This is a genomic window from Pseudobacteroides cellulosolvens ATCC 35603 = DSM 2933, assembly GCF_001262605.1.
Lineage (GTDB): Bacteria > Bacillota > Clostridia > Acetivibrionales > DSM-2933 > Pseudobacteroides > Pseudobacteroides cellulosolvens.
In genome coordinates this window covers 5,837,501-5,858,181 of the sequence record NZ_LGTC01000001.1, presented here as the reverse complement: position 1 = coordinate 5,858,181, position 20,681 = coordinate 5,837,501, and the positions used below count along the sequence as shown (strand labels likewise).

General features: G+C 32.6%; 15 protein-coding genes (1 of these 15 cut by a window edge). 11 read left to right on the top strand and 4 right to left on the bottom strand.

Annotated elements, in window-relative coordinates:
* Window positions 1–142: 142 nt before the first annotated feature.
* Window positions 143–1,474 carry a chromosomal replication initiator protein DnaA gene (gene dnaA / locus Bccel_RS24250; protein ID WP_036943255.1) on the bottom strand — a complete coding sequence of 444 codons (1,332 nt, stop codon included), beginning with the start codon at window positions 1,472–1,474 and terminating at the stop codon, window positions 143–145.
* Window positions 1,475–2,097: 623 nt separating this feature from the next.
* Between dnaA and rpmH the strand changes: the two genes are divergently transcribed.
* The 9 genes from rpmH (at window position 2,098) to Bccel_RS24205 (ending at window position 13,654) form a co-directional block, all read left to right on the top strand.
* Window positions 2,098–2,232 (top strand): 50S ribosomal protein L34, encoded by a 135-nt coding sequence (gene rpmH / locus Bccel_RS24245; protein ID WP_036943251.1) that lies wholly within the window; start codon window positions 2,098–2,100, stop codon window positions 2,230–2,232.
* Window positions 2,233–2,343: 111 nt separating this feature from the next.
* A complete protein-coding gene (rnpA, locus tag Bccel_RS24240) occupies window positions 2,344–2,694 on the top strand; it encodes a ribonuclease P protein component (RefSeq protein ID WP_036943249.1) in 351 nt (116 codons plus the stop codon).
* The gene (yidD, locus tag Bccel_RS24235; RefSeq protein ID WP_152966180.1) at window positions 2,694–2,903 is read left to right on the top strand and encodes a membrane protein insertion efficiency factor YidD; all 210 of its coding nucleotides are present in this window, start codon (window positions 2,694–2,696) and stop codon (window positions 2,901–2,903) included. Before rnpA ends, yidD begins: the two co-directional genes overlap by 1 nt.
* Before the next feature lie 23 nt (window positions 2,904–2,926).
* Complete coding sequence (locus Bccel_RS24230) at window positions 2,927–3,763, top strand: YidC/Oxa1 family membrane protein insertase (RefSeq protein ID WP_036943243.1); 837 nt, start codon at window positions 2,927–2,929, stop codon at window positions 3,761–3,763.
* Window positions 3,764–4,384 (top strand): RNA-binding cell elongation regulator Jag/EloR, encoded by a 621-nt coding sequence (gene jag, locus Bccel_RS24225; RefSeq protein ID WP_036943240.1) that lies wholly within the window; start codon window positions 3,764–3,766, stop codon window positions 4,382–4,384.
* Window positions 4,385–4,488: 104 nt separating this feature from the next.
* Window positions 4,489–5,862: a tRNA uridine-5-carboxymethylaminomethyl(34) synthesis GTPase MnmE gene (mnmE, locus tag Bccel_RS24220; RefSeq protein WP_036943237.1), complete on the top strand. Its 1,374-nt coding sequence runs from the start codon at window positions 4,489–4,491 to the stop codon at window positions 5,860–5,862.
* A gap of 14 nt (window positions 5,863–5,876) precedes the next feature.
* Window positions 5,877–7,790: a tRNA uridine-5-carboxymethylaminomethyl(34) synthesis enzyme MnmG gene (mnmG, locus tag Bccel_RS24215; protein WP_036943235.1), complete on the top strand. Its 1,914-nt coding sequence runs from the start codon at window positions 5,877–5,879 to the stop codon at window positions 7,788–7,790.
* Window positions 7,783–8,502, top strand: a complete 720-nt coding sequence (rsmG, locus tag Bccel_RS24210) for a 16S rRNA (guanine(527)-N(7))-methyltransferase RsmG (protein ID WP_036943231.1) — start codon at window positions 7,783–7,785, stop codon at window positions 8,500–8,502. Before mnmG ends, rsmG begins: the two co-directional genes overlap by 8 nt.
* 295 nt (window positions 8,503–8,797) lie before the next feature.
* Complete coding sequence (locus Bccel_RS24205; protein WP_050753797.1) at window positions 8,798–13,654, top strand: Kelch repeat-containing protein; 4,857 nt, start codon at window positions 8,798–8,800, stop codon at window positions 13,652–13,654.
* Between the two features lie 135 nt (window positions 13,655–13,789).
* Here the strand turns inward: Bccel_RS24205 and Bccel_RS24200 are convergent, their stop codons facing one another.
* Genes Bccel_RS24200 through Bccel_RS24190 form a run of 3 tightly spaced genes read right to left on the bottom strand, consistent with a single transcriptional unit; the run spans window position 13,790 to window position 18,622 of the window.
* Entirely contained in the window at window positions 13,790–16,042 is a 2,253-nt protein-coding gene (locus tag Bccel_RS24200; RefSeq protein WP_036943228.1) for a stalk domain-containing protein, read from the bottom strand.
* A gap of 3 nt (window positions 16,043–16,045) precedes the next feature.
* The gene (locus Bccel_RS24195) at window positions 16,046–17,593 is read right to left on the bottom strand and encodes a stalk domain-containing protein (RefSeq protein WP_036943225.1); all 1,548 of its coding nucleotides are present in this window, start codon (window positions 17,591–17,593) and stop codon (window positions 16,046–16,048) included.
* An 18-nt stretch (window positions 17,594–17,611) separates the two neighbouring features.
* Window positions 17,612–18,622 (bottom strand): hypothetical protein, encoded by a 1,011-nt coding sequence (locus Bccel_RS24190; RefSeq protein WP_036943223.1) that lies wholly within the window; start codon window positions 18,620–18,622, stop codon window positions 17,612–17,614.
* 335 nt (window positions 18,623–18,957) lie between these two features.
* Here Bccel_RS24190 and noc point away from each other — a divergent pair, with 335 nt between their 5' ends.
* Entirely contained in the window at window positions 18,958–19,839 is an 882-nt protein-coding gene (gene noc, locus Bccel_RS24185; RefSeq protein ID WP_036943220.1) for a nucleoid occlusion protein, read from the top strand.
* Between the two features lie 236 nt (window positions 19,840–20,075).
* Window positions 20,076–20,681, top strand: the 5' end (the start) of a protein-coding gene (gene gyrA, locus Bccel_RS24180; protein ID WP_036943217.1) for a DNA gyrase subunit A. Its footprint extends 1,920 nt past the window's final position; only the first 606 of its 2,526 coding nucleotides appear in the window; it begins with the start codon at window positions 20,076–20,078; its stop codon lies off the right edge, out of view.

The following is a 20,681-nucleotide window of genomic DNA, read 5'->3' as shown; positions in this document are numbered from 1 at the left end:
AACATTAAAAGTTGTCCACAATAACTTATACCCATATACACAATTTATGTTGATAAAATTTAAATCTAACTTTAAATTAATCTCTATATTAAAAAATAAGATTACCATTAAAGGTAACTTTATTTTTTAGATAAATAAAACCTTATTTACCTTGAATATTTTTCTTTAGCTCACTAACTGCACGTCTTGTTTCAGAATTTGTTTCAATGTCTTCAGATATTTTTTCGCATGCATGTATTACTGTTGTATGATCTCTGCCTCCAAATTCATCGCCTATTTTCGGAAGCGACATATCGGTAAGTTCTCTGCAAAGGTACATGGCTATCTGCCTTGGATAGGAAATTTCCCTATTTCTCTTTTTTGATTTAAATTCTTCTACCCTTATATTATAGTATCTGGAAACTATTTCTTTAATTGAGTTACAATCTATCACTTTAGTATTATTATTGGAGAGCATGTCCTTTAAGGCTTCGCTTGCTAAATCAATGCTGATTTCACTTTGAGTTAGGGAAGCATAAGCAATAACTCTGTTTAAAGCACCTTCAAGCTCTCTTATATTTGATGCTATATTGTCAGCAATAAAAACCATAATGTCATTTGGAACATCCAGCATTTCAAGCTGAGCCTTTTTTCTCAATATAGCTATTCTAGTCTCCAGATCAGGAGGCTGTATGTCTGCTATAAGTCCCCACTCAAACCTTGAACGAAGTCTTTCTTCCAATGTTTTTATTTCCTTGGGAGGCTTATCACTGGAGAGAATAATTTGTTTATTTGATTCATATAGTGCATTAAAGGTATGGAAGAATTCCTCTTGAGTACGTTCTTTACCGCCTATAAACTGAATATCATCTATTAGAAGTACATCTATGTTTCTGTACTTTGATCTAAATTCTTCGTTTTTATCATCCTTAATTGCATTGATAAGCTCATTTGTAAACTTTTCCGATGACACATACAGCACCTTCTGAGATGGATTCTGTGTCAATATGTAATGACCGATTGCTTGCATAAGGTGTGTCTTGCCAAGTCCAACACCTCCATACATGAAAAGAGGGTTGTATGCTTTTGCAGGTGTTTCGGCTACGGCGAGTGATGCTGCGTGAGCGAAACGATTGCTGTTACCAACCACAAATGTATCGAATGTATATTTTGGATTTAATACAGAAATTACTTGTTCATCATGTATACTATTACCATCGATTGAATTCTTTTTAACATCTTCCTGTGATGGAATTAGGATGTTAATTGCATATTCCTTGTATGTTAACTGCTTTACCGCATTTTTTATCAATTTTAAATATCTGCTTTCAAGTATACCCTTGTTAAATTCGTCAGGTACACCAAGGTTTATTGCATTTGCTGTCAAAGATAAGGGCTCAATGGAGTTTATCCATGTATTAAAGCTTATCTCTGTAAGCTCTGTTTTAAGAAGCTCTAGCGTTTTATTCCACAAATCGGTTAATTGATAACTCATAAAATCCTCCAAACTAAAGAAAAAATACACAGGTCGTAAAATATATGTTTTGAAAACATTTTTAAGCTGATGAAGAAAAAAAATAAACCATTATGTATAAAATAATAGATTTATTTCTTAAAACTATTTAGGGAAAAAATTTTGTAAATTCCCAAATTGAATTGTAAATTATCTTTTGTAAAACTAATTTTTATAGATTATTGACATATTGTGTATAACTATATACACAATTTTAAAATATTCCAAAGTCAATAAGCATATTAAATATATCAGACTTTTAATCAATATTCAATAAGATATCCACAAAATTTTTAAGTAAAATTCATATTTATCCACAATTAATTTTAAAAATAAATAGGTTACCAGTTTTTAAAAAATAATCTAAAAAACTAGATACAAAATGTAGTTATTACATATATAGCTTTTCAATATTTAGTATTGATAAGCTATATATGCAAACTTTGTTTATGGGGCAATAAAAATAGATTCTTGACATGTCTTTATAATATAATATATAATTGGTTTGATTTCTTTAAAATATGAATAAATATGAAATATAATTGATTATATATCTTGTATTTATCAAGGTTTTACCGCTTTTATGAAACGGAGGTGTAATTAAAATGTTAAGAACCTATCAACCTAAAAATAGACAAAGAAAAAAGGAACATGGTTTTAGAAAGAGAATGCGTACTGCTAACGGAAAAAAAGTTTTAAGAAGACGCAGGTTAAAAGGTAGAAAAGTATTAACAGCTTAAGACCGCAAATTCTGTGGTCTTTTTGTTTAATATATTATAAATTTAGAAATAATTAATATTAAATATATTTTTTAGGTATTTAATTATTAGTATGAGGATAAATTATAGCTTATGATAGAAACTATTCCTCTTAAAAAAAACCATGAGTTTATGAGGGTTTATAAAAAAGGACGTTTTTATGTCGGTAAGTACATTACTTTATATACCCTCTCAAATTATATTGACAAAAACAGGCTTGGAATTACTGTGAGTAAAAAAGTTGGTAAGAGTGTTAAAAGAAACAGGATAAGAAGGTTGGTAAAAGAAAACTACAGGCTGGTTGAAGAGCATATTAAGCATGGCTTTGACATAGTCTTTGTAGTAAGATCTTCTGAAGATATGCCTGGTTTTTTTGAAATAAAAAAGGAAATGAAATATTTATTAAAGAAACTTAATATATTTGAACAGGAGAAAATAAATTGATAAAAAATTTTTTAATATATTTAATAAAATTTTATCAAAAGTATATTTCACCTTTAAAAAGGCCGAGTTGTAGATTTTATCCTACCTGTTCACAATATGCTGTAGAATCAATTATGAAATATGGTGCTTTTATAGGTGTACTGAAATCGGTGAAAAGGATAATTAAATGTCACCCTTTTCATCCAGGAGGATATGACCCAGTAAAGTAAGAATAAGGAGTATTTTATAAAATATGTTAGATTTTATTGCAAAACCTTTTGGGGATATATTGTACTTTATTTATAATAATTTAGCTTTTAAATCATATGGTATAGCTATTATTATATTTACAATATTTGTAAAGATTATACTTTTGCCTTTGATGATTAAACAATATAATAATATGGCAAAAATGCAGGAACTAGGTCCAAAATTAAAGGAAATTCAGACTAAATATAAAAACGACAAGGAAAAGCTTCAACAGGAAAGCATGAAGCTATATCAGGAAAACAATTATAATCCTATGGGTGGGTGTTTGCCTTTATTAATTCAGATGCCTATATTGCTTGCTTTATGGCAGGTTATTCAAAAGCCATTAAGATATATGATAGATATTGGACCTGATACAATTGATAAATTAGCAAATGTATTAAAATTACCTAATAAGGGTTATGTGGAAATTGATATTATTAAAAATTTTGATATAAATAAAGTTGGAGATATTATAACTACCAATATTGCAAATGTAATAGAAGGTATGGAGAATGGTTTCAGATTCCTTGGAGTTAACCTTGGAACTGTTCCTTCAGCAGACTATAAAACTAATTTTTTACTTTTGTTGATACCGATTTTAGCGGCTGCAACTACATATATATCATCTAAATTATCCATGGTTACATCTACTACGCCAATGGATAATCCAATGCAAAAGTCCATGTTGTTTATGGGACCCTTGATGACATTGTTTTTCTCTTTCTCATTTCCAGCAGGTATGGGACTTTATTGGATAGTAGGTGGTATTTTTCAGATTTTCCAACAATTGTTTATTAATAAACTAATGGCAAAAAAGAAGGAGGTTCAGAACGCATAAATGGCTTATTCTATAGAAAAAACTGCAAAAACAGTACAGGAAGCTGTTTCACTGGCTTTGGAAGAACTTAATCTTAATGAAGATAAAGTTGATATTGAAGTACTTGATGAAGGTAATAAAGGTATTTTTGGGATAATTGGAAACAAGATGGCCAAAGTTAGGGTTACTGTTCGTGAGTCTAAGGGAGATAAGGCCAAAAAGTTTTTATATGAGTTATTTGAAAAGATGAATGTTAAGGCTGAAGTTGAGCTGTCAGAAACCGATGAAGCAGTTAATTTAAATATTAAAGGTAATGATATAGGTATCTTGATTGGAAGAAGAGGAGAAACCCTTGATTCTATTCAATATCTGTCAAGCCTTGTTATTAATAAGGACAATGATGATTATAAAAGAGTTGTTGTTGATGTAGAAAACTATAGAATGAAAAGGGAAGAAACTCTTATAAATCTTGCAAACAGGCTTGCAGACAGGGTTGTAAAGTATAGAAAGAATATTACTCTTGAGCCTATGAATCCATATGAAAGAAGGGTTATACATTCTACTCTTCAGAATAATAATAGCGTTAGAACTTATAGTGTTGGAGACGAGCCAAATAGAAAAGTTGTAATCACTATGAAATAGGTTATGGCTAAATATTAATAATTAAAGATTTTGTTGGATATTATAAGGCTCAGGAGGCTACTCTTGGGCCTTTAATTGAGAAGTTTAAAGAAGGAGCATACTTTATGGAAGATACTATAGCTGCCATATCAACGCCTCCTGGCACAGGAGGAATTGGAATAATAAGAATAAGCGGTGAAAAATCTTTTAAAATAGCCTCAAGAATTTTTAAGGGAGCTGTAGAATTTGAAAATATTAAAACTCATACAATAAATTACGGTAAGATAATTGATCCTTCAAGCCATGAAACCCTTGATGAGGTGCTGGTATCAAAAATGAAAAGGCCTGCATCATTTACAAAAGAGGATGTAGTTGAGATAAACTGCCATGGAGGAATAATTGTATTAAGAAAGATACTAGGGTTAATTGTTAAGGAAGGTGCCCGCATAGCAGAGCCAGGGGAGTTTACAAAAAGGGCTTTTTTAAATGGCAGGATAGATTTATCACAAGCAGAAGCAGTAATTGATCTAATAAATTCAAAAACTGATGCTGGTTCTAAAGCAGCACTTAATCAATTAGAAGGCAAGCTTTCAAAAAAGCTTAAGGAAGTAAGGGAAAAGCTTATAGAGCTTATTGCTCATATTGAAGTGACCGTTGATTACCCTGAGCATGATATTGAGGAAATAACAGGGGATATGGTTTATGAAAGCTTAAAGCCTATAAAGAGTCTGATTTACAATATATCAGAAACATTTGAAAACGGAAGAATGATTAGGGAAGGTTTGAATGTTGTTATTGTAGGAAGGCCTAATGTGGGAAAGTCTTCTCTTCTAAATGAATTGAGCGGCAAAAACAAGGCTATTGTAACTGATATTCCCGGTACAACAAGAGACATAATTGAAGAGTATATAAATATAAAAGGTATTCCGATAAAGCTCATTGATACTGCAGGTATAAGAGAAACAGAGGATGTAGTAGAGAGAATTGGGGTAGAGAGAGCAAAAAAAGCAGTTAATGAATCGGATCTTACTATAATGATGATAGATGGTGAGGCTGGAATAATAAGTGAAGATATTGAAATATTTAATGAGGTAAGGAATAAAAGAAATATTGTAATACTAAATAAGATTGATATATCAAGCAATGATAAAATAAAAGAAATTGAGAATTATTTCAAAGATTATAATTTAATTAAGATATCAATAAAAACAGGCAGCGGAATAGAGAAAATTGAGGAAGAACTAACAGGGCTCTTTAATAAAGGCAGCCTTAGACTAAATGATGAAATTCTACTTACAAATATAAGACATAAAAACATGATTGATAAGTGTATGGTGAGTATTGATAATGCACTTTCTGCTTATGATGGAGGAATGCCTCTTGATATGATTACTATAGACATTAAGGACGCAGCTTACTATCTTGGGCAGATAACCGGAGAGTCAGTAAATGAGCAGGTTCTCAATGAGATTTTTAAAAGATTTTGTATTGGAAAATAGAAGGGGTTTTAGCTATGGATTATGAAGCAGGTTATTATGATGTTGTAGTTGTTGGGGCTGGACATGCTGGTTGTGAAGCAGCATTGGCTTCGGCTAGGATGGGGTGTAAAACCGTTTTATTTGCAATTAATCTTGACAGCATAGCAAATATGCCATGTAATCCAAGTATAGGTGGTACAGCAAAAGGCCACCTTGTAAGAGAAATTGATGCACTTGGTGGAGAAATGGGAAAAAACACAGATAAAACGTTTATCCAATCAAAGATGTTAAACTCTGCAAAGGGACCTGCAGTGTTTTCCTTGCGGACGCAGGTTGATAGAAGAAGATATCAGATTGAAATGAAGCATACTTTGGAAAAACAAGATAATCTGGATATAAAGCAGGCTGAAATAATTGACCTTCTCTCCGAAACTGATGAAGGCGGGAAAAGAAGAATAATTGGTGTTAAAACCCATACTGGTGCTATTTTCAGGTGCAAAGCAGTGATACTTACTACTGGAACATATTTAAAGGCAAGGATTATAATTGGTGATGTGAGTTACAGTGGAGGACCTGATGGTCTATTTCCAGCTAATAAGCTTTCTGACAGCCTTAAGGAACTGGACCTGGAAATTTTCAGATTTAAGACAGGAACTCCTGCACGAATAAACAGCAGAAGCGTAGATTTTTCTAAGATGACAGAGCAGCCCGGTGATGAAAGAATTGTACCTTTTTCATTTGAGATTGAAGAGATTAACAAAGAGCAGGTATCTTGCTGGTTAACCTACACAAATCAAGAAACTCACAGAATAATTAAAGAGAACCTTCATAGATCTCCTTTATTTTCCGGTGATATTAAAGGCGTAGGTCCAAGGTATTGTCCTTCAATTGAAGATAAGGTTGTAAGGTTTGCGGACAAGGAAAGTCATCAGGTTTTTGTAGAGCCAATGGGTCTTAATACAGAGGAAATGTACCTTCAAGGTATGTCAAGCAGCCTTCCTGAGGATGTCCAGATAAAGATGGTTAAATCCTTGCCCGGTCTTGAGAATGTATCTATTATGAGAAGTGCATATGCAATAGAGTACGATGGTATAAATGCTACTCAGCTTAATCTTACTCTAGAAGCTAAGGATATTAACGGATTGTATTCAGCAGGTCAGATTAACGGTAGTTCCGGTTATGAAGAGGCTGCGGCTCAAGGTCTTGTTGCCGGAATTAATGCAGCTTTAAAAATACAGTGTAAAGAATCCCTCATTATAGATAGATCTGAAGGATATATAGGAGTTCTTATTGATGACCTAGTGACAAAAGGAACAAAGGAGCCATACAGGATGATGACATCAAGGTCGGAATACAGGCTTCTTTTAAGGCAGGATAATGCAGATTTAAGGCTCACTCCTATTGGGTACAAAATTGGTCTTATAACTGAAGAAAGATATAGGAAATTTGAGGAAAAGAGAGATAAGATTAACAGGGAAATAGAGAGAGTGGAAAAAAAGGTAATTCCTCCAAGTCAGAAAGTAAATATATTTTTGGAGAGAATGCACAGCACGCCTTTAAAAAGCGGTGCCAAGCTTTCGGAATTGTTACGCCGTCCCGAACTAAATTATGAATCACTTTCCGAAATAGATGATAGAGAAGAAGAGCTAAGTTTTGCCATAAAGGAGCAGGTTGAAATATCTATCAAGTATGACGGATATATAAAAAGACAGCTTTTGCAGGTTGAACAGTTTAAAAAGCTTGAAAAGAGAAAGCTGGAAAAGGATATAAACTATTTGGAGATAGATGGGCTTAGGATTGAAGCAAGGCAGAAGTTAAATAATATAAAGCCTGATTCAATAGGACAGGCTTCAAGAATAACAGGAGTTTCTCCTGCCGATATATCTGTTCTTTTGGTTTATATGGAGCAAAGAAACAGAGATAGAAGGAGTCAGGCTAAAGATGAGTAATGGTATAGTAGATATGCTGATAGCAGGATCAAAGGAGTATTCTGTCTTATTAACCGATAGTCAAATAGGTGAACTAATTAAGTATAAGGATATACTGAAGGAGTGGAACCAAAAGATTAATTTAACGGCTATTGAGGATGATAAAGAAATAATAATAAAGCATTTTATTGATTCTCTTAGTATAATTCCCTATTTGGAAAATAAGGAAATAAAACTAATTGATGTAGGAACGGGTGGAGGATTTCCAGGGATACCTATTAAAATAGCCTTTGATAAAATAAATGTAACACTTCTTGACTCATTGGATAAGAGAATAAAGTTTTTAAATAATGTAATTAGTGAGCTGAAGCTTCAAGATATAAGGGCATGCCATGGGAGGGCAGAGGATTTTGGTATGATGGAAGAAAACCGGGAAAAATATGATGTTGCAACTGCAAGAGCGGTTGCCAATCTTCCTGTGCTTCTCGAGTATTGTCTGCCTTTTGTTAAAGTAGGAGGAATTTTTATTGCAATGAAGGGAAACAGTACTGAAGAGGTTGATGCTTCAAATAAAGCACTTGATGTGTTAGGTGGAAAAATTGAAAAGATAGAAAATATTAATCTACCATTTACTGATGCAGTAAGAAATATAGTTATTGTTAAGAAAATAAAAAGTACTCCGAAAAAATATCCCAGAAAAGCAGGAAAGCCAACAAAGGAGCCAATATTATAGTTTGTATGTTTTTATAAATGACTAAAATACTATTTATCTAAGAAATTTTATACTGTCCATTAATTTTTGCGGGTTTTTAAATAGCCCGCAAAAATAATTCAATTCTTTTCACTGATTTTTCAATTTTTTTCACAATGTATATTCTAAAATTCTTTATAATTAATATAAGTTTATGCTTATGACGGAATTAATAAGTAATTCTATATTTTTTGTGATTGATCTTTTACATTTGCCTATCAAAGTAAAATGTATTGTTATTTTATTTAGATTATTTAATTACATTGGAGGGGACAAAATGAAATTTAAAAAGATAATAGCATCGGCATTATCAGTATCAATATTAGTATCAAGTGCCGGCATGAGCATAGGCTCATTTGCAGCCGGAAGAGAGAATAGAATGAAGCAATTTAAAGTTCATTTAAAGGCAGCTACTATTGAAAGCGATGTAGAAAATACAAAAAGGAAAGCGGCTGAAAAGAGGTTTAAGAGTAAGGCTTCAAATGAAAGCAGTCCGTACATAATATCTTTTACAGGACCCATTACAGAAGAAATGAAGGATATGGTTACAGATGTTGGAGTAACTTTACTTGATTACATTCCTAAATTCTCTTTTTTGGCATTTATGCATCCTGATACGGTAGAAAAAGTAAATGAATTTGAGTGCGTGGGAGATGTTATTCCATATTTGGATGAATATAAAATAGACCCGGAACTCATGGAAGAAATCAATAATAGCAATGAGAAGGAGCTTGAGGAGGAAGTAGATGTAGCAATAAGCACTTTTGATATTGACTGCAGTGATGTCATAAAAGAAATTAATAAGGATGGTATATCAAAAGTAAAAAAGAAAAGCCAGCTTAAAAAAGTAAAAGTAAAACGTAAATCGTTGATTGATATATCAAAAGTCAAATCTGTAAAGTTTATTGAGAAAGCTTATGAATTAAAAATTAACAATGATATTGCAAGGGGCATAATGGGTTTTGAATCAGCAGAGAGCATGGCATATGAAGGTGAAGGTCAGACTGTCTGTGTTGCAGATACGGGACTTGATAAAGGAAATCCTGGACTTAAAAATAATACTCTTCATAGTGATTTTACAGGAAGAGTAATTAAAATAATTGATGAAAATGGTGAAGACGGTGCTGATAGAAATGGACATGGAACTCATGTTTCAGGTTCGGTTTTAGGCAGTGGACAGATATCAGGTGGAAAAATAAAAGGAACAGCATCTAAGGCAAATCTCATTATGCAGGATATTGGTCCTGGTGCTGAAGGTTATGTAAATTATCCTGATACCCTGTATAATTTGCTTGAGGAGGCTTATACAAATGGTGCAAGAATCCACACAAATTCATGGGGTTCCAAAGCTGAGGGGTCATATACTGAAAGATCGGCAGAAGTGGACAAGTTTTTGTGGGAACACAAAGATATGACTATTTTATTTTCATCGGGTAATGAGGGTAGAAATGGTCCCGGTACAGTTGGTTCACCTGCAACAGCCAAGAACTGTATAACAGTTGGTGCATCAGAAAGTTTCAGACCTTATATAGAGTTTCAAAATGGATTATCAATGTCGGATAATCCTGATGAAAGGGCCCTATTTTCCAGTTATGGGTGTAAAGATGGAAGAATAAAACCTGATGTAGTCGCTCCAGGATCTTTTATATCATCAACTAAATCAGGAATGCTCGGGGATGAAGGAAATAAGGGCTATACGTACATGAGTGGAACATCAATGTCCACACCTCTTACAGCCGGTACTGTTGCTGTAATTCGTGAATTTTTACAAAAGAGGAAGGGTATTACAAACCCAAGTGCCGCCCTTATAAAATCATTAATTATAAATGGATCATTAACTAATGGGTATTCATATGAAAAGGGTTGGGGAAAAGTTAGCATATATGACTCATTATATTCTACGAAAATTATAGATCAGAATTCATCATTGATTACGGGAAAAAACAAAAGATATCAGTCAGGGTGCTATGTCAAGAACTCTGACAAGCCCCTTAAGATTACTTTAGTTTGGACAGATTATCCAGGCACTTCAACTGCTCCAAGTGCTCTTGTTAATGATTTGGACTTAAAGGTAACATCTCCGGATGGAACGGTTGTTTATAATGGTAATGACTTTACAGCACCTTATAATTCTGAAGTTGATAGATTAAATAATGTTGAAAATGTAATAATTAATAATCCTGCAAAAGGTATGTATAAGATAGAGGTATCAGGATATAGCGTTTCAAAAGGACCACAACCCTTTGCATTGGTTGCTTCCTATGATTTCTTCAGCACACCCAAAAATTTAAAAGCTTCTTCATCTACAAATTCAATTAATGTAAGCTGGGATGCAGTGCCAGGTGCTACAGGGTATGATATTTCAGTTGATGGAACAATTATAAGTTTGACAGGTACTAACTATAATCACGAGAATCTTCAATATAACAAACAGCATCTATATAAGGTGAGAGCTAAAAATTCTGTTAAAACAGGTGATTGGAGTAATACAATAACAACATCTACTGTTTTGGATAATCCAGTTGTTAAAGCTGACGTAACAACAAGTAAAATTAATTTGAAATGGCAGCCTGTTAATGAGGCAACCTTTTATGATGTATATTTTGAAGGAGGATTAATGCTTCAAACAGTTAATACCAATTATTCATTTACATCAATTGAACCAAAAACCCAATATAATTTCTTTGTAAGAGCAAGAACAACTAATAATGCAAGTGAACCTTCAAATAAAATAGCAATTAATACATTAGATTGCGGATTGGAAACAAAAGCTTCCATGAAAGAGGCAAGAATGGATTTTGCAGCTTTAGCGGCAACTAGTGGTAAAGTCTATGTTTTTGGTGGAAATAATGATTCTGAAACTTATTTAAATACAGTTGAGGAATATGATCCTGAAAATGATATATGGACAAGCAAGCAAAGTATGTCAATAGCTAGAACAGGTATGGCAGCTGTTGAAGCAAGTAATGGAAAAATTTACGTTATAGGGGGTTATAACGGTTCATACCTAAATACTGTTGAAGAGTATGATCCTTTAACCGGTTTATGGACTAAAAAAACACCCATGACTACTGCGAGAAGCGGTTTAGGTGCGGTATTTGCAGATGGAAAGATATATACCATAGGCGGTAATAATGGAAAGCCATTAAATATAGTAGAAATATATGATCCCGTAAATGATACATGGTCTTCAGGAAAACAGATGCCCACGGCACGGAGTAATTTCGGTATATCTGTAAAGGACGGATCGGTTTTTGTATTAGGTGGCGTAAATGGCACAACAAATTTGAATTCTGTTGAAGAATATAACCTGTCATTAGATCAATGGACTGTGAGGAAAGATTTAAACAAATGGAATTCAGATTTTTCACTTTCACAGATAAATGGAATTCTTATCTCAGCGGGTGGAAAAAATTCTGATAAGATTGAGGAATATAATCCGGAAACAGGATTAATAGCAGAAAGGATTTCTTTACCAACACAATTATATGGTCATACATCGGTTGTACTTAAAGGCAAACTGTTAATAATCGGCGGTAATAACGGTATGGCATATCAAAATAAAGTATTTTCCTACAATACCGATGAAGGAAAGTGGGCCAAAAAAGCTGATATGAATTATCAAAAATCATTTTTTGCCTCTGCTGCGTTAAATGGTAAAATTTATACATTTGGTGGTTTTGGAGGACAAAACTATGAATTTAAGGATCTTGATAAAGTTGAAGAATATGATCCATCAACTGATAAATGGACTCTTTGCCCAAGTATTCCTGATGTAAGAGTGAATGCTGCTGCCGCTGCTGTAAATGAGAAGATATACCTTTGCGGAGGTTCCAATTCTCACTTGGGTGCATCAGAATTTTATGACACTTTGTATGAATATGATCCAATTAAAAAGGTATGGACCACTAAAAGTAAAATGCCTGAGAGAAGGTATATGCATCAAGCTGTTTCGTTAAACGGTTATATATATGTTGTAGGTGGTATTAAGGCTGTTTATAATGCAGAAAATGAGTTTTATGAAAGATCAATGGGTGGTAATGTTTTAAGGTATGATCCTGTAAATGATAAATGGGAAACTCTGGCTGCTATGAATATACCAAGAAATAACCACTGTGTTGGTGTTGCAAACGGAAAAATATATGCATTAGGAGGACAGGATGAAAGAAATGAGGACAACATACTGGATTCTATAGAAGAGTATGACCCTTCAGCAAATAAATGGACGATTAAAAATCCAATGCCGGATAAAGAATTACAGTTTGGTACATTTAGTTTGAATAATAAGATATATGTTGTTGGAAGTAAAAGTGAAAATTTAAGAGAATATGATCCTGCAACAGAAACCTGGGTGAGAAAAGGAAGCTTTGCTTATAATAACGCATATAGACACAGGATTGAGTATGCAGACAATAAGGTTTTTGCACTAGGAGGGCTATATTACTTTGATATCGCCATTGCATTGGACAATGTATATTCTTCTGATGACTTTTTAACTTCACTTACTATAGGAAACAGTGTGATGGAGCCTAGGGCCGGTAGAAAATCTATACCGTTAACAATAAATAATGTTCCTACAGATGGTATTTATAATGCTGAGGCAGAGGTGTCGTATGACCCAGCAAAGCTCACTGTATCTAATATTACAGCTGGAAATGCTATTTCGGAAGGATGCCATCTTACTTATACTGTTGACAGTATAATTGGAAGGATCAAAGTAATATTTACCGGAGATATGGTATTTCAGAAATTGATTAAAACAAATGGCATATTTGCCAATATTGAATTTGATGTATTTGATAGTGTAAATGTGATAGGAAGTACACCTCTTACTTTGGAAAGAAGCGGTTGCAAATTGTATAAGTCACCTGATTTCCAATATGATGGGCTTAAGTTAAATAACGGATCTGTTGATATATTCATATATGGTGATGTTAATGGAGACTCAACAGTTTCAATGAATGATACCGAAACATTTAGAAGTTATATGTTAGGATCAAATTCGGGTTTTACATACCAGTATGGACAATTAGCTGCTGATGTAGATGGAAATGGTTTGGTAAACGGATTAGATATGGGACATATTCTTATGTTTGCTCAAGGCAAGATATCAAAGTTCCCTGTGCAACAGTAGATACAAAATAACAGTTTATTCAGCTGGCAGAAATCACAAATTTCCAGAAATTGAAGTATCAAATGTCAACATGCCATGACCCGTTTGTTGACATTTGATAAGGAATGATAGACCTCAAATAATTACTCAAACAAACTATTGCTCTGCCAGCTTTATTTTTTCCAATATTTCTGGATAAATTTTATCTTTATCGGTATAGAACTTCAATGACTCGTTATAGCAATCAGCTGCCAACTTTTTATTTTCTTCTTTATTTTGTATGTCCGATAATAACAAGTATAAATCACCAAGATTCTTATTAGTGCTGGCGTAATAATTAGGAAAGGTTTGTAATGAATAATATTTCAAACATTCCTTAAAATTATCTATACTCTTAATGATATTTTCATCTTTGTTTTCAATTTTAGAAAGAATCTCATAGGCCATACCGGAGTTTTCTTTAATAGATGCATAATATTCAGGGAAGCTTTCAAGTTTAAAGATCTCCAGTGCTTTTGAACACACGTCTATAGCTCGTATAGAATTTTTTAAAGGTTCTTCATCAAGACTTGCAAGATAGACTAAGTATGTTGAAATATATGACAGAGCATATGCGTGATACAAAGGTTCATCTTCCCATGTATATACTTTTAGGGATTCCTCACAGCATTTTATAGCTTTATGGATGGGTTCCAAACCTCCTAATTTTTTACTTTGTATATAGTAAGTATTTGACATTTCAATTAATGTTTTTGCATAATCTATGGGATATTTCTCATATGTGTTTATTTTTAGTGAATTATTAAAAGCATTTATTGATTTATTAATATACTCATTTGATTCATTAGCATTTTTGTAAGTTGCAATTCTGCTAAATACAACTGCATAACCATACTGAACGTTTGCATAATATTTAGGATATTGGTCAACTGTGTATATTTTAGCAGCCTCATCAAGTGCTGCGAGAGATTTTTTAATATTTTCATCAAAATTTGAATATCTGGAAAGCTGTAAGTACATAATACCCAATTGGTTTTGAATTAGGGCAAAACCATCAGGAGATTTATCAACAGTAAAGAAATCAAGAGATTTTTTATAATAGCTGATTCCTTCTTCAAAGTATTCTGTCTTTGGCTCTGTTGTAGTCATAAGATCATAAATACTACCGATATAATACTTAATCTGAGCAGCCTCATAAGGTTCATTTTTTTCGTTAATATATTTTAAGGCATATTTAAAACTTTCCAATGCTTTATTAAGATTTTCAATGTTACCTGTAATATAAAATGTTGATAATATAATAAGACCTCTTATTTTTATAATCTCAATATATTGCTTTGATGTTTTTTCACCATTATAAGAGTTTAAAGATTCATAATTTGCTTTAATTGCCTTAAACAGGTTTACCTCGGTGTCTTTTAAATTGGCAATTGTATAAAAGGAAAATGACCTTAAAAGTTGGACATATGAGTAATCAAGTGCATTTTTTTCTTTGTCATATAGCTTCAATGATTCATTAAGAGCTTCTAAGGATTTTTTAATGTTTTCTTCAGCATTGCGAATCCTAAATAAATTGATATATGCATTGCCCAGGTTTTTGTAAGCATTTGCTCTTTCTATGGAAAAATTACTGCCATTTATTTTATTCAAAACTTCCTGGAATATGGATATTGCTTTTAGTGTGTTTTCCTCTTTATTTATAAAGAGTGCAAGTTCTGAGTAACAGCTGCCCATATTAGTCATTACCAGTGCATACTCTCCAGGATTTTTTACACTGGATATGCTTTTTAGTATTTTATCATAACTATGAATGGCACCAAGATAATTCTTATTCATAAAGAGTTTATTTGCAGATTCAATTCCATTGTATATGCTGTTTAATTTTTTATCCTTGTAAAGTACACTTGCAATTATATTTTGTCCTACAGCAACTAAATTATCGGATCCAGATACCGAAATAGAAGACCCGTTTTTACTTGTGAAACAAACTGCTTTCTCCTTTTCTAAAATATCTGTTTTGAGTTCAAGGCCCTGGCTTATAATAATTACAGGAGCGTATATCCGGCCTTTGATTATTGAAATAGGAACCGGGAGATCAATATTTTTACCATTTATTATTGCAATCTTGTCATTGAGTTTAAATGTAACCTTACTGGTGTTTTTTTCACAACTAACAGACTTGGAGGCAGCATTCCAATTAATGCTATATCCAAATATCTCAAACATTTCTCTTATTGGCACAAGTAAATTGCCTTTTTCTTTTATCGGTGCCATGGTAAATTGAACTTCAGTATTATTTATTTTTATCTTATACTCTTCTGAAGCAGCGTATATGGGTGTACAATTCAAAAAAGTAAAAAGACAAAAAAAAATGAAAAGCATGAGAATATTCTTTTCTATCTTTATCATTTGTTATTTCACATCCTCTTTTATATTGTTTAATTTTTCTATGGCAGAAAGGGTTGATTTATGATGTTTTGGGTATTCATCAATATTAAAAACCTTCAGACAGTTTTGATAGCAGCATATAGTATTTAAAATACTATCCTCATTATTGTTCAGCTTTGCTATAAGAAATTCAACGTAACCCAGATCGTAATTTATTTCAGCATATTTATATGGGCTGCGATCTAATGAATAAAACTTGGAAGCCTCATTATACTCTTCTTTTGCTGTATACAAATATTCTTTTATGTCTGAGTTTTCATATGATTTCATATTCATATAGCCTAAATACTGATGAACTTTGGCATAATTCATGGGATAACTTTCTGCTGTCCACACTTTTAACGCTTCATTAAAATAGTTTGATAGATTGTCTGTGCTTCCTTTTAATGGATATATGCCCTTAAGCATAAAATTGATTGAACCTAAATTGTACTGAATAAGGGCATAACAAGAGGGTGATTTATCAATTGTGTATTTTTCAAGAACTTTTGTAAAAATTTCCTTTGCTTCTAAAAGACAATCTATTGATAAATCAAAATTGTCCATATCGGAATAGGCCTTGGCCATATTATATTGTATTAGTGAATAATCCATAGGATATTTGGTTAGTGTATAAAATTTAAGAGACTCCCTGTATAAATCAATGGAAGTCTTTAATAATGAATTATTACCTGTTATATTGCACAATACTCTATATGCGCTGCCAAGATTATTTAATAATATTGAATAGTTTGCTGTATCCTCAATATCTTTATAATATGCGATGGCTTCATGGTAATATTTTATGGCAATACTTATATTTCTTTTAGTTTGCTTGTACTCTGAAAGCTTGCTGTATGCATTTGCCATATTGTTCATAACATGGGCATATACATCAGGCGTTTCATCCTTAGAAATATTATCAAGTATTTCGTTATACTTTTTTATGGCTTCCTCAGGATTATTAAAGGCAAGAAGCCTGTCGGAATAGCTTATCATATCGTTTATGGTATCCACGTTGCAGGGTTCAAATATATTAACAATTATTCCGTCTCCTACAATTACAATGTTGTTTCCTCCATTAACTGTAACGCTAGTGGTATCTTTATCTGATGTTATAATAATATTGCCTTTTTTATTCCATCTAGCTTTAATTCCAAACTGCTGAGTAATAAATTTTTTAGGTATGTAGCTTTTATTTTTAATTATTATAAAAGGAGAATCCATCAAACTATACGTTTTATCAATATAAATTTCTTTACTTCCAAGTTTGAAGTTAATTTCCCCGTTGTCACAAACACATTTTACAGACTTTTCCTTAGAACTCCAATAAACCTTCCATCCTAATGATTGGAAAATGTTCCTTAAAGGCAGATAAATAGTGCCATTAATTGTTTCAGTCCTGGCATCTTTTATATTTAAGCTGTCAGTTGTTATTCTAGTATCTTTTGCATTAACTCTTATAAAAGGGGAATTAATTAAGAGTACTACTAGTATATAAATTTTTAAAAATAAAATGTGCTTGCTTTTCATTAAAATCTCCCACTTATATTAATCCTTTTCGATGCTGACAGCATTATTTTCCCCAAAAACAAGGGCTTGATCCTGACCATTAAGGCTTATATTATTGTTGCTATATTTAATAGTAGTTTCATTTTTAGTCTTGCTTTTAGTATTGTTATTTGTCTTTACATTTGTCTTGTTATTATTCACGGTTTTACTTACTGCTAATTCCTTATCAGTAGGCTTCTTTGAAGGAGTGGGCTTATGTACAGGTACAGCAGTAGGTGAAATAACTGCTGAAGCAGGCACAATAGCTTGTAAGGATGCCTGAGGTTTTTTTATAGAAGGAAATGGAGTAGGTGTTGTCTGTACAATAGCATCCTTTGAACCAAAAACAAAAAAGTTGGTATTCTGTAAGCCGGTGAAAAGTGCTATCAAAGTACCGGTAAAAATCCAAACTAATACAACACCGAAAACAGAGCGGCTTCTTAAGTAATTGGCAACTTTTACAACTTTTTTCTTTGGAGTAATATTAACCTTTCCTTTAAATTCAATCCCTGCACCTGAAAGGTTATCTAAATTACCATCTTCCGGAAGAAAAAGATCGAGTTCAACAACACCTGTATACCTGTTTTCTGATTTATCGGAAATTTGTTTTACTGAATTATTGTCAGTTTCATTATTATCACTGCATACTTCAATACCATATTGAGATTGTTCAGCATTAGATATCGATACACTTATGGCTTCTCTTAAAAAATCGTTAAAATCATTCATGCTAATGACAATGTCTTTTAGATTATTATTAATGTTTGAATTCATAAGAAGCTTTTCTATATCATCTCTTATTATCCTTTTTTGTGATGCAGTAGACTCATCATCAACAAACTCTACAATTTTGCTTATATCATAGTTTCTTGGAAGAGCCACATTACTCCTCCATTTTGAGATGATGGAGACATCTTTTAATAAGTATTGATGTGCTAAAATCTTAGCATTTTTCTTTGTTACATTAAAAATTATTTCTAGAAGTGATTTTATATCATAATTATTAGCCATTGTATTACCCCCTTTATTACGTAAACATTATAATTATTTTACACTAAATATCAAACAAATTCATCACTATCAAGAAAAAACAGTGGTAAAAAAAGTTTTCGACAAAATTTGACATAGATTAACATAAATAAAGAAAATATAATCTTTATTATACTAAATTAGCTAGTAAAATGTTGCAATATGAGGCATTTGGACGAACGATTCCATTAATAAAAAAAAGGATTTAAAAAAAAGGAAGAGAATATACTATTTGTATTTTAATGCCAATAACAAAAGAAAATGACATCTGGTAGATGGGTCGTGATGGAAAAAATATACAAAGGATGGTGCATATTATGCTGGAAAACAGGGTTCAAGAAGAAAGAAATGTTAAGAAGGAAAGTATTAAAAACATGTCTTACATAAGGATTGAGAATATTAGACCCAATCCTTATCAACCGAGAAAGCAGTTTAATATTTCTTCTCTGGAAGAATTATGTGAGTCAATTAAGCAGTATGGAGTTATTCAACCTATTAATGTAAGAAGAATTTCAAACAGTACTTATGAACTGGTAGCAGGAGAGCGGCGACTAAGGGCTGCTACAATGGCAGGGCTTGAAGAAATTCCTGCAATTGTAGTGAACATAGATGATAATGATTCTGCTGTAATTGCACTAATAGAAAACTTGCAAAGAGAAGATTTAAACTATATGGAAGAGGCAGAGGGATACAACAATCTCATTAAGGACCATGGGTTTACTCAGGATGAGCTTGCACAGAAAATAGGTAAAAGCCAATCTACTATTGCAAATAAAATAAGACTTCTTAAATTAGGACCATTGGTTAAAAAAATCCTTAAGGACAATAATCTGACTGAGAGGCATGCACGTGCACTACTTAAGCTGCACGATGAACAAATACAGATGAAGGTATTAAAGCATGTATGTGAAAAGGGTATGAATGTAAAAAAAACGGAGGAGCTTGTGGACAGGGCAATTGAGAGATACACAAACAGACCAAGCAATATAAATAATTCAGGCAGCAATAGTAATGGAAGAGAAGCGGTACATGAAAAGAAATTTACAAAGGCCATAAGAGATATTAGAATATTTGTAAATACCATTAAGCAAGCCATAGATCTGATGAAGAAATCAGGAGTGAATGCGAAGGCTGCGCAACTGGACAGGGGAGAGTACATGGAATTTATTATAAGAATACCTAAAGGTGGTAATACTTAATAATAGAAAGAATGTTAAACGGGGGACAGATGATTCTGTTCCCTTTAATTTATTAGTAGTTATATCAATATAGGTGCCTAGCTGTAAAGTTTTACATAAGTTAAAGTAAAAAAAGTTTAAAAAAAGTGGACAGTCATTGAAAACTTTATTAAAATTAGTAGTGGTGAAATTTTTCTTTAAAAATCTTTGTAATTTTTAGGAAAAATATATAGCAATCTAGAAAAGGGGTAAATTTAATGCCAGATTCAAATGAAGTAAGGGAACAAAGGATTATACCAGTTGATATAGAATCTGAAATGAAAAAATCATTCATAGATTATGCCATGAGTGTTATTGCTGACCGTGCACTGCCTGATGTAAGGGATGGATTGAAACCTGTTCACAGAAGAATTTTATATGCTATGTCTCTGCTTGGCTTCAATCCGGATAAGCCGCATAGAAAATGTGCAACTACTGTCGGGGAAGTTTTGGGTAAATTCCATCCCCATGGTGATGCAGCTGTATACGATAGTATGGTTCGTATGGCTCAGAACTTTTCATTAAGATACATGCTTGTTGATGGGCATGGTAATTTTGGCTCTGTAGACGGTGATCCTCCTGCTGCCATGAGGTATACAGAGTCAAGGCTTTCAAAAATATCAATGGAAATGCTCAGCGACATAAATAAAGATACTGTTGATTTTAAGCCAAACTTTGACGAGCATGAAATGGAGCCTGTTGTATTGCCGTCAAGATTTCCAAACCTTTTGGTAAACGGTTCATCCGGTATAGCAGTTGGTATGGCTACAAATATACCTCCACACAATTTGGGTGAGGTTATAGATGGAATTATTAAAATCATT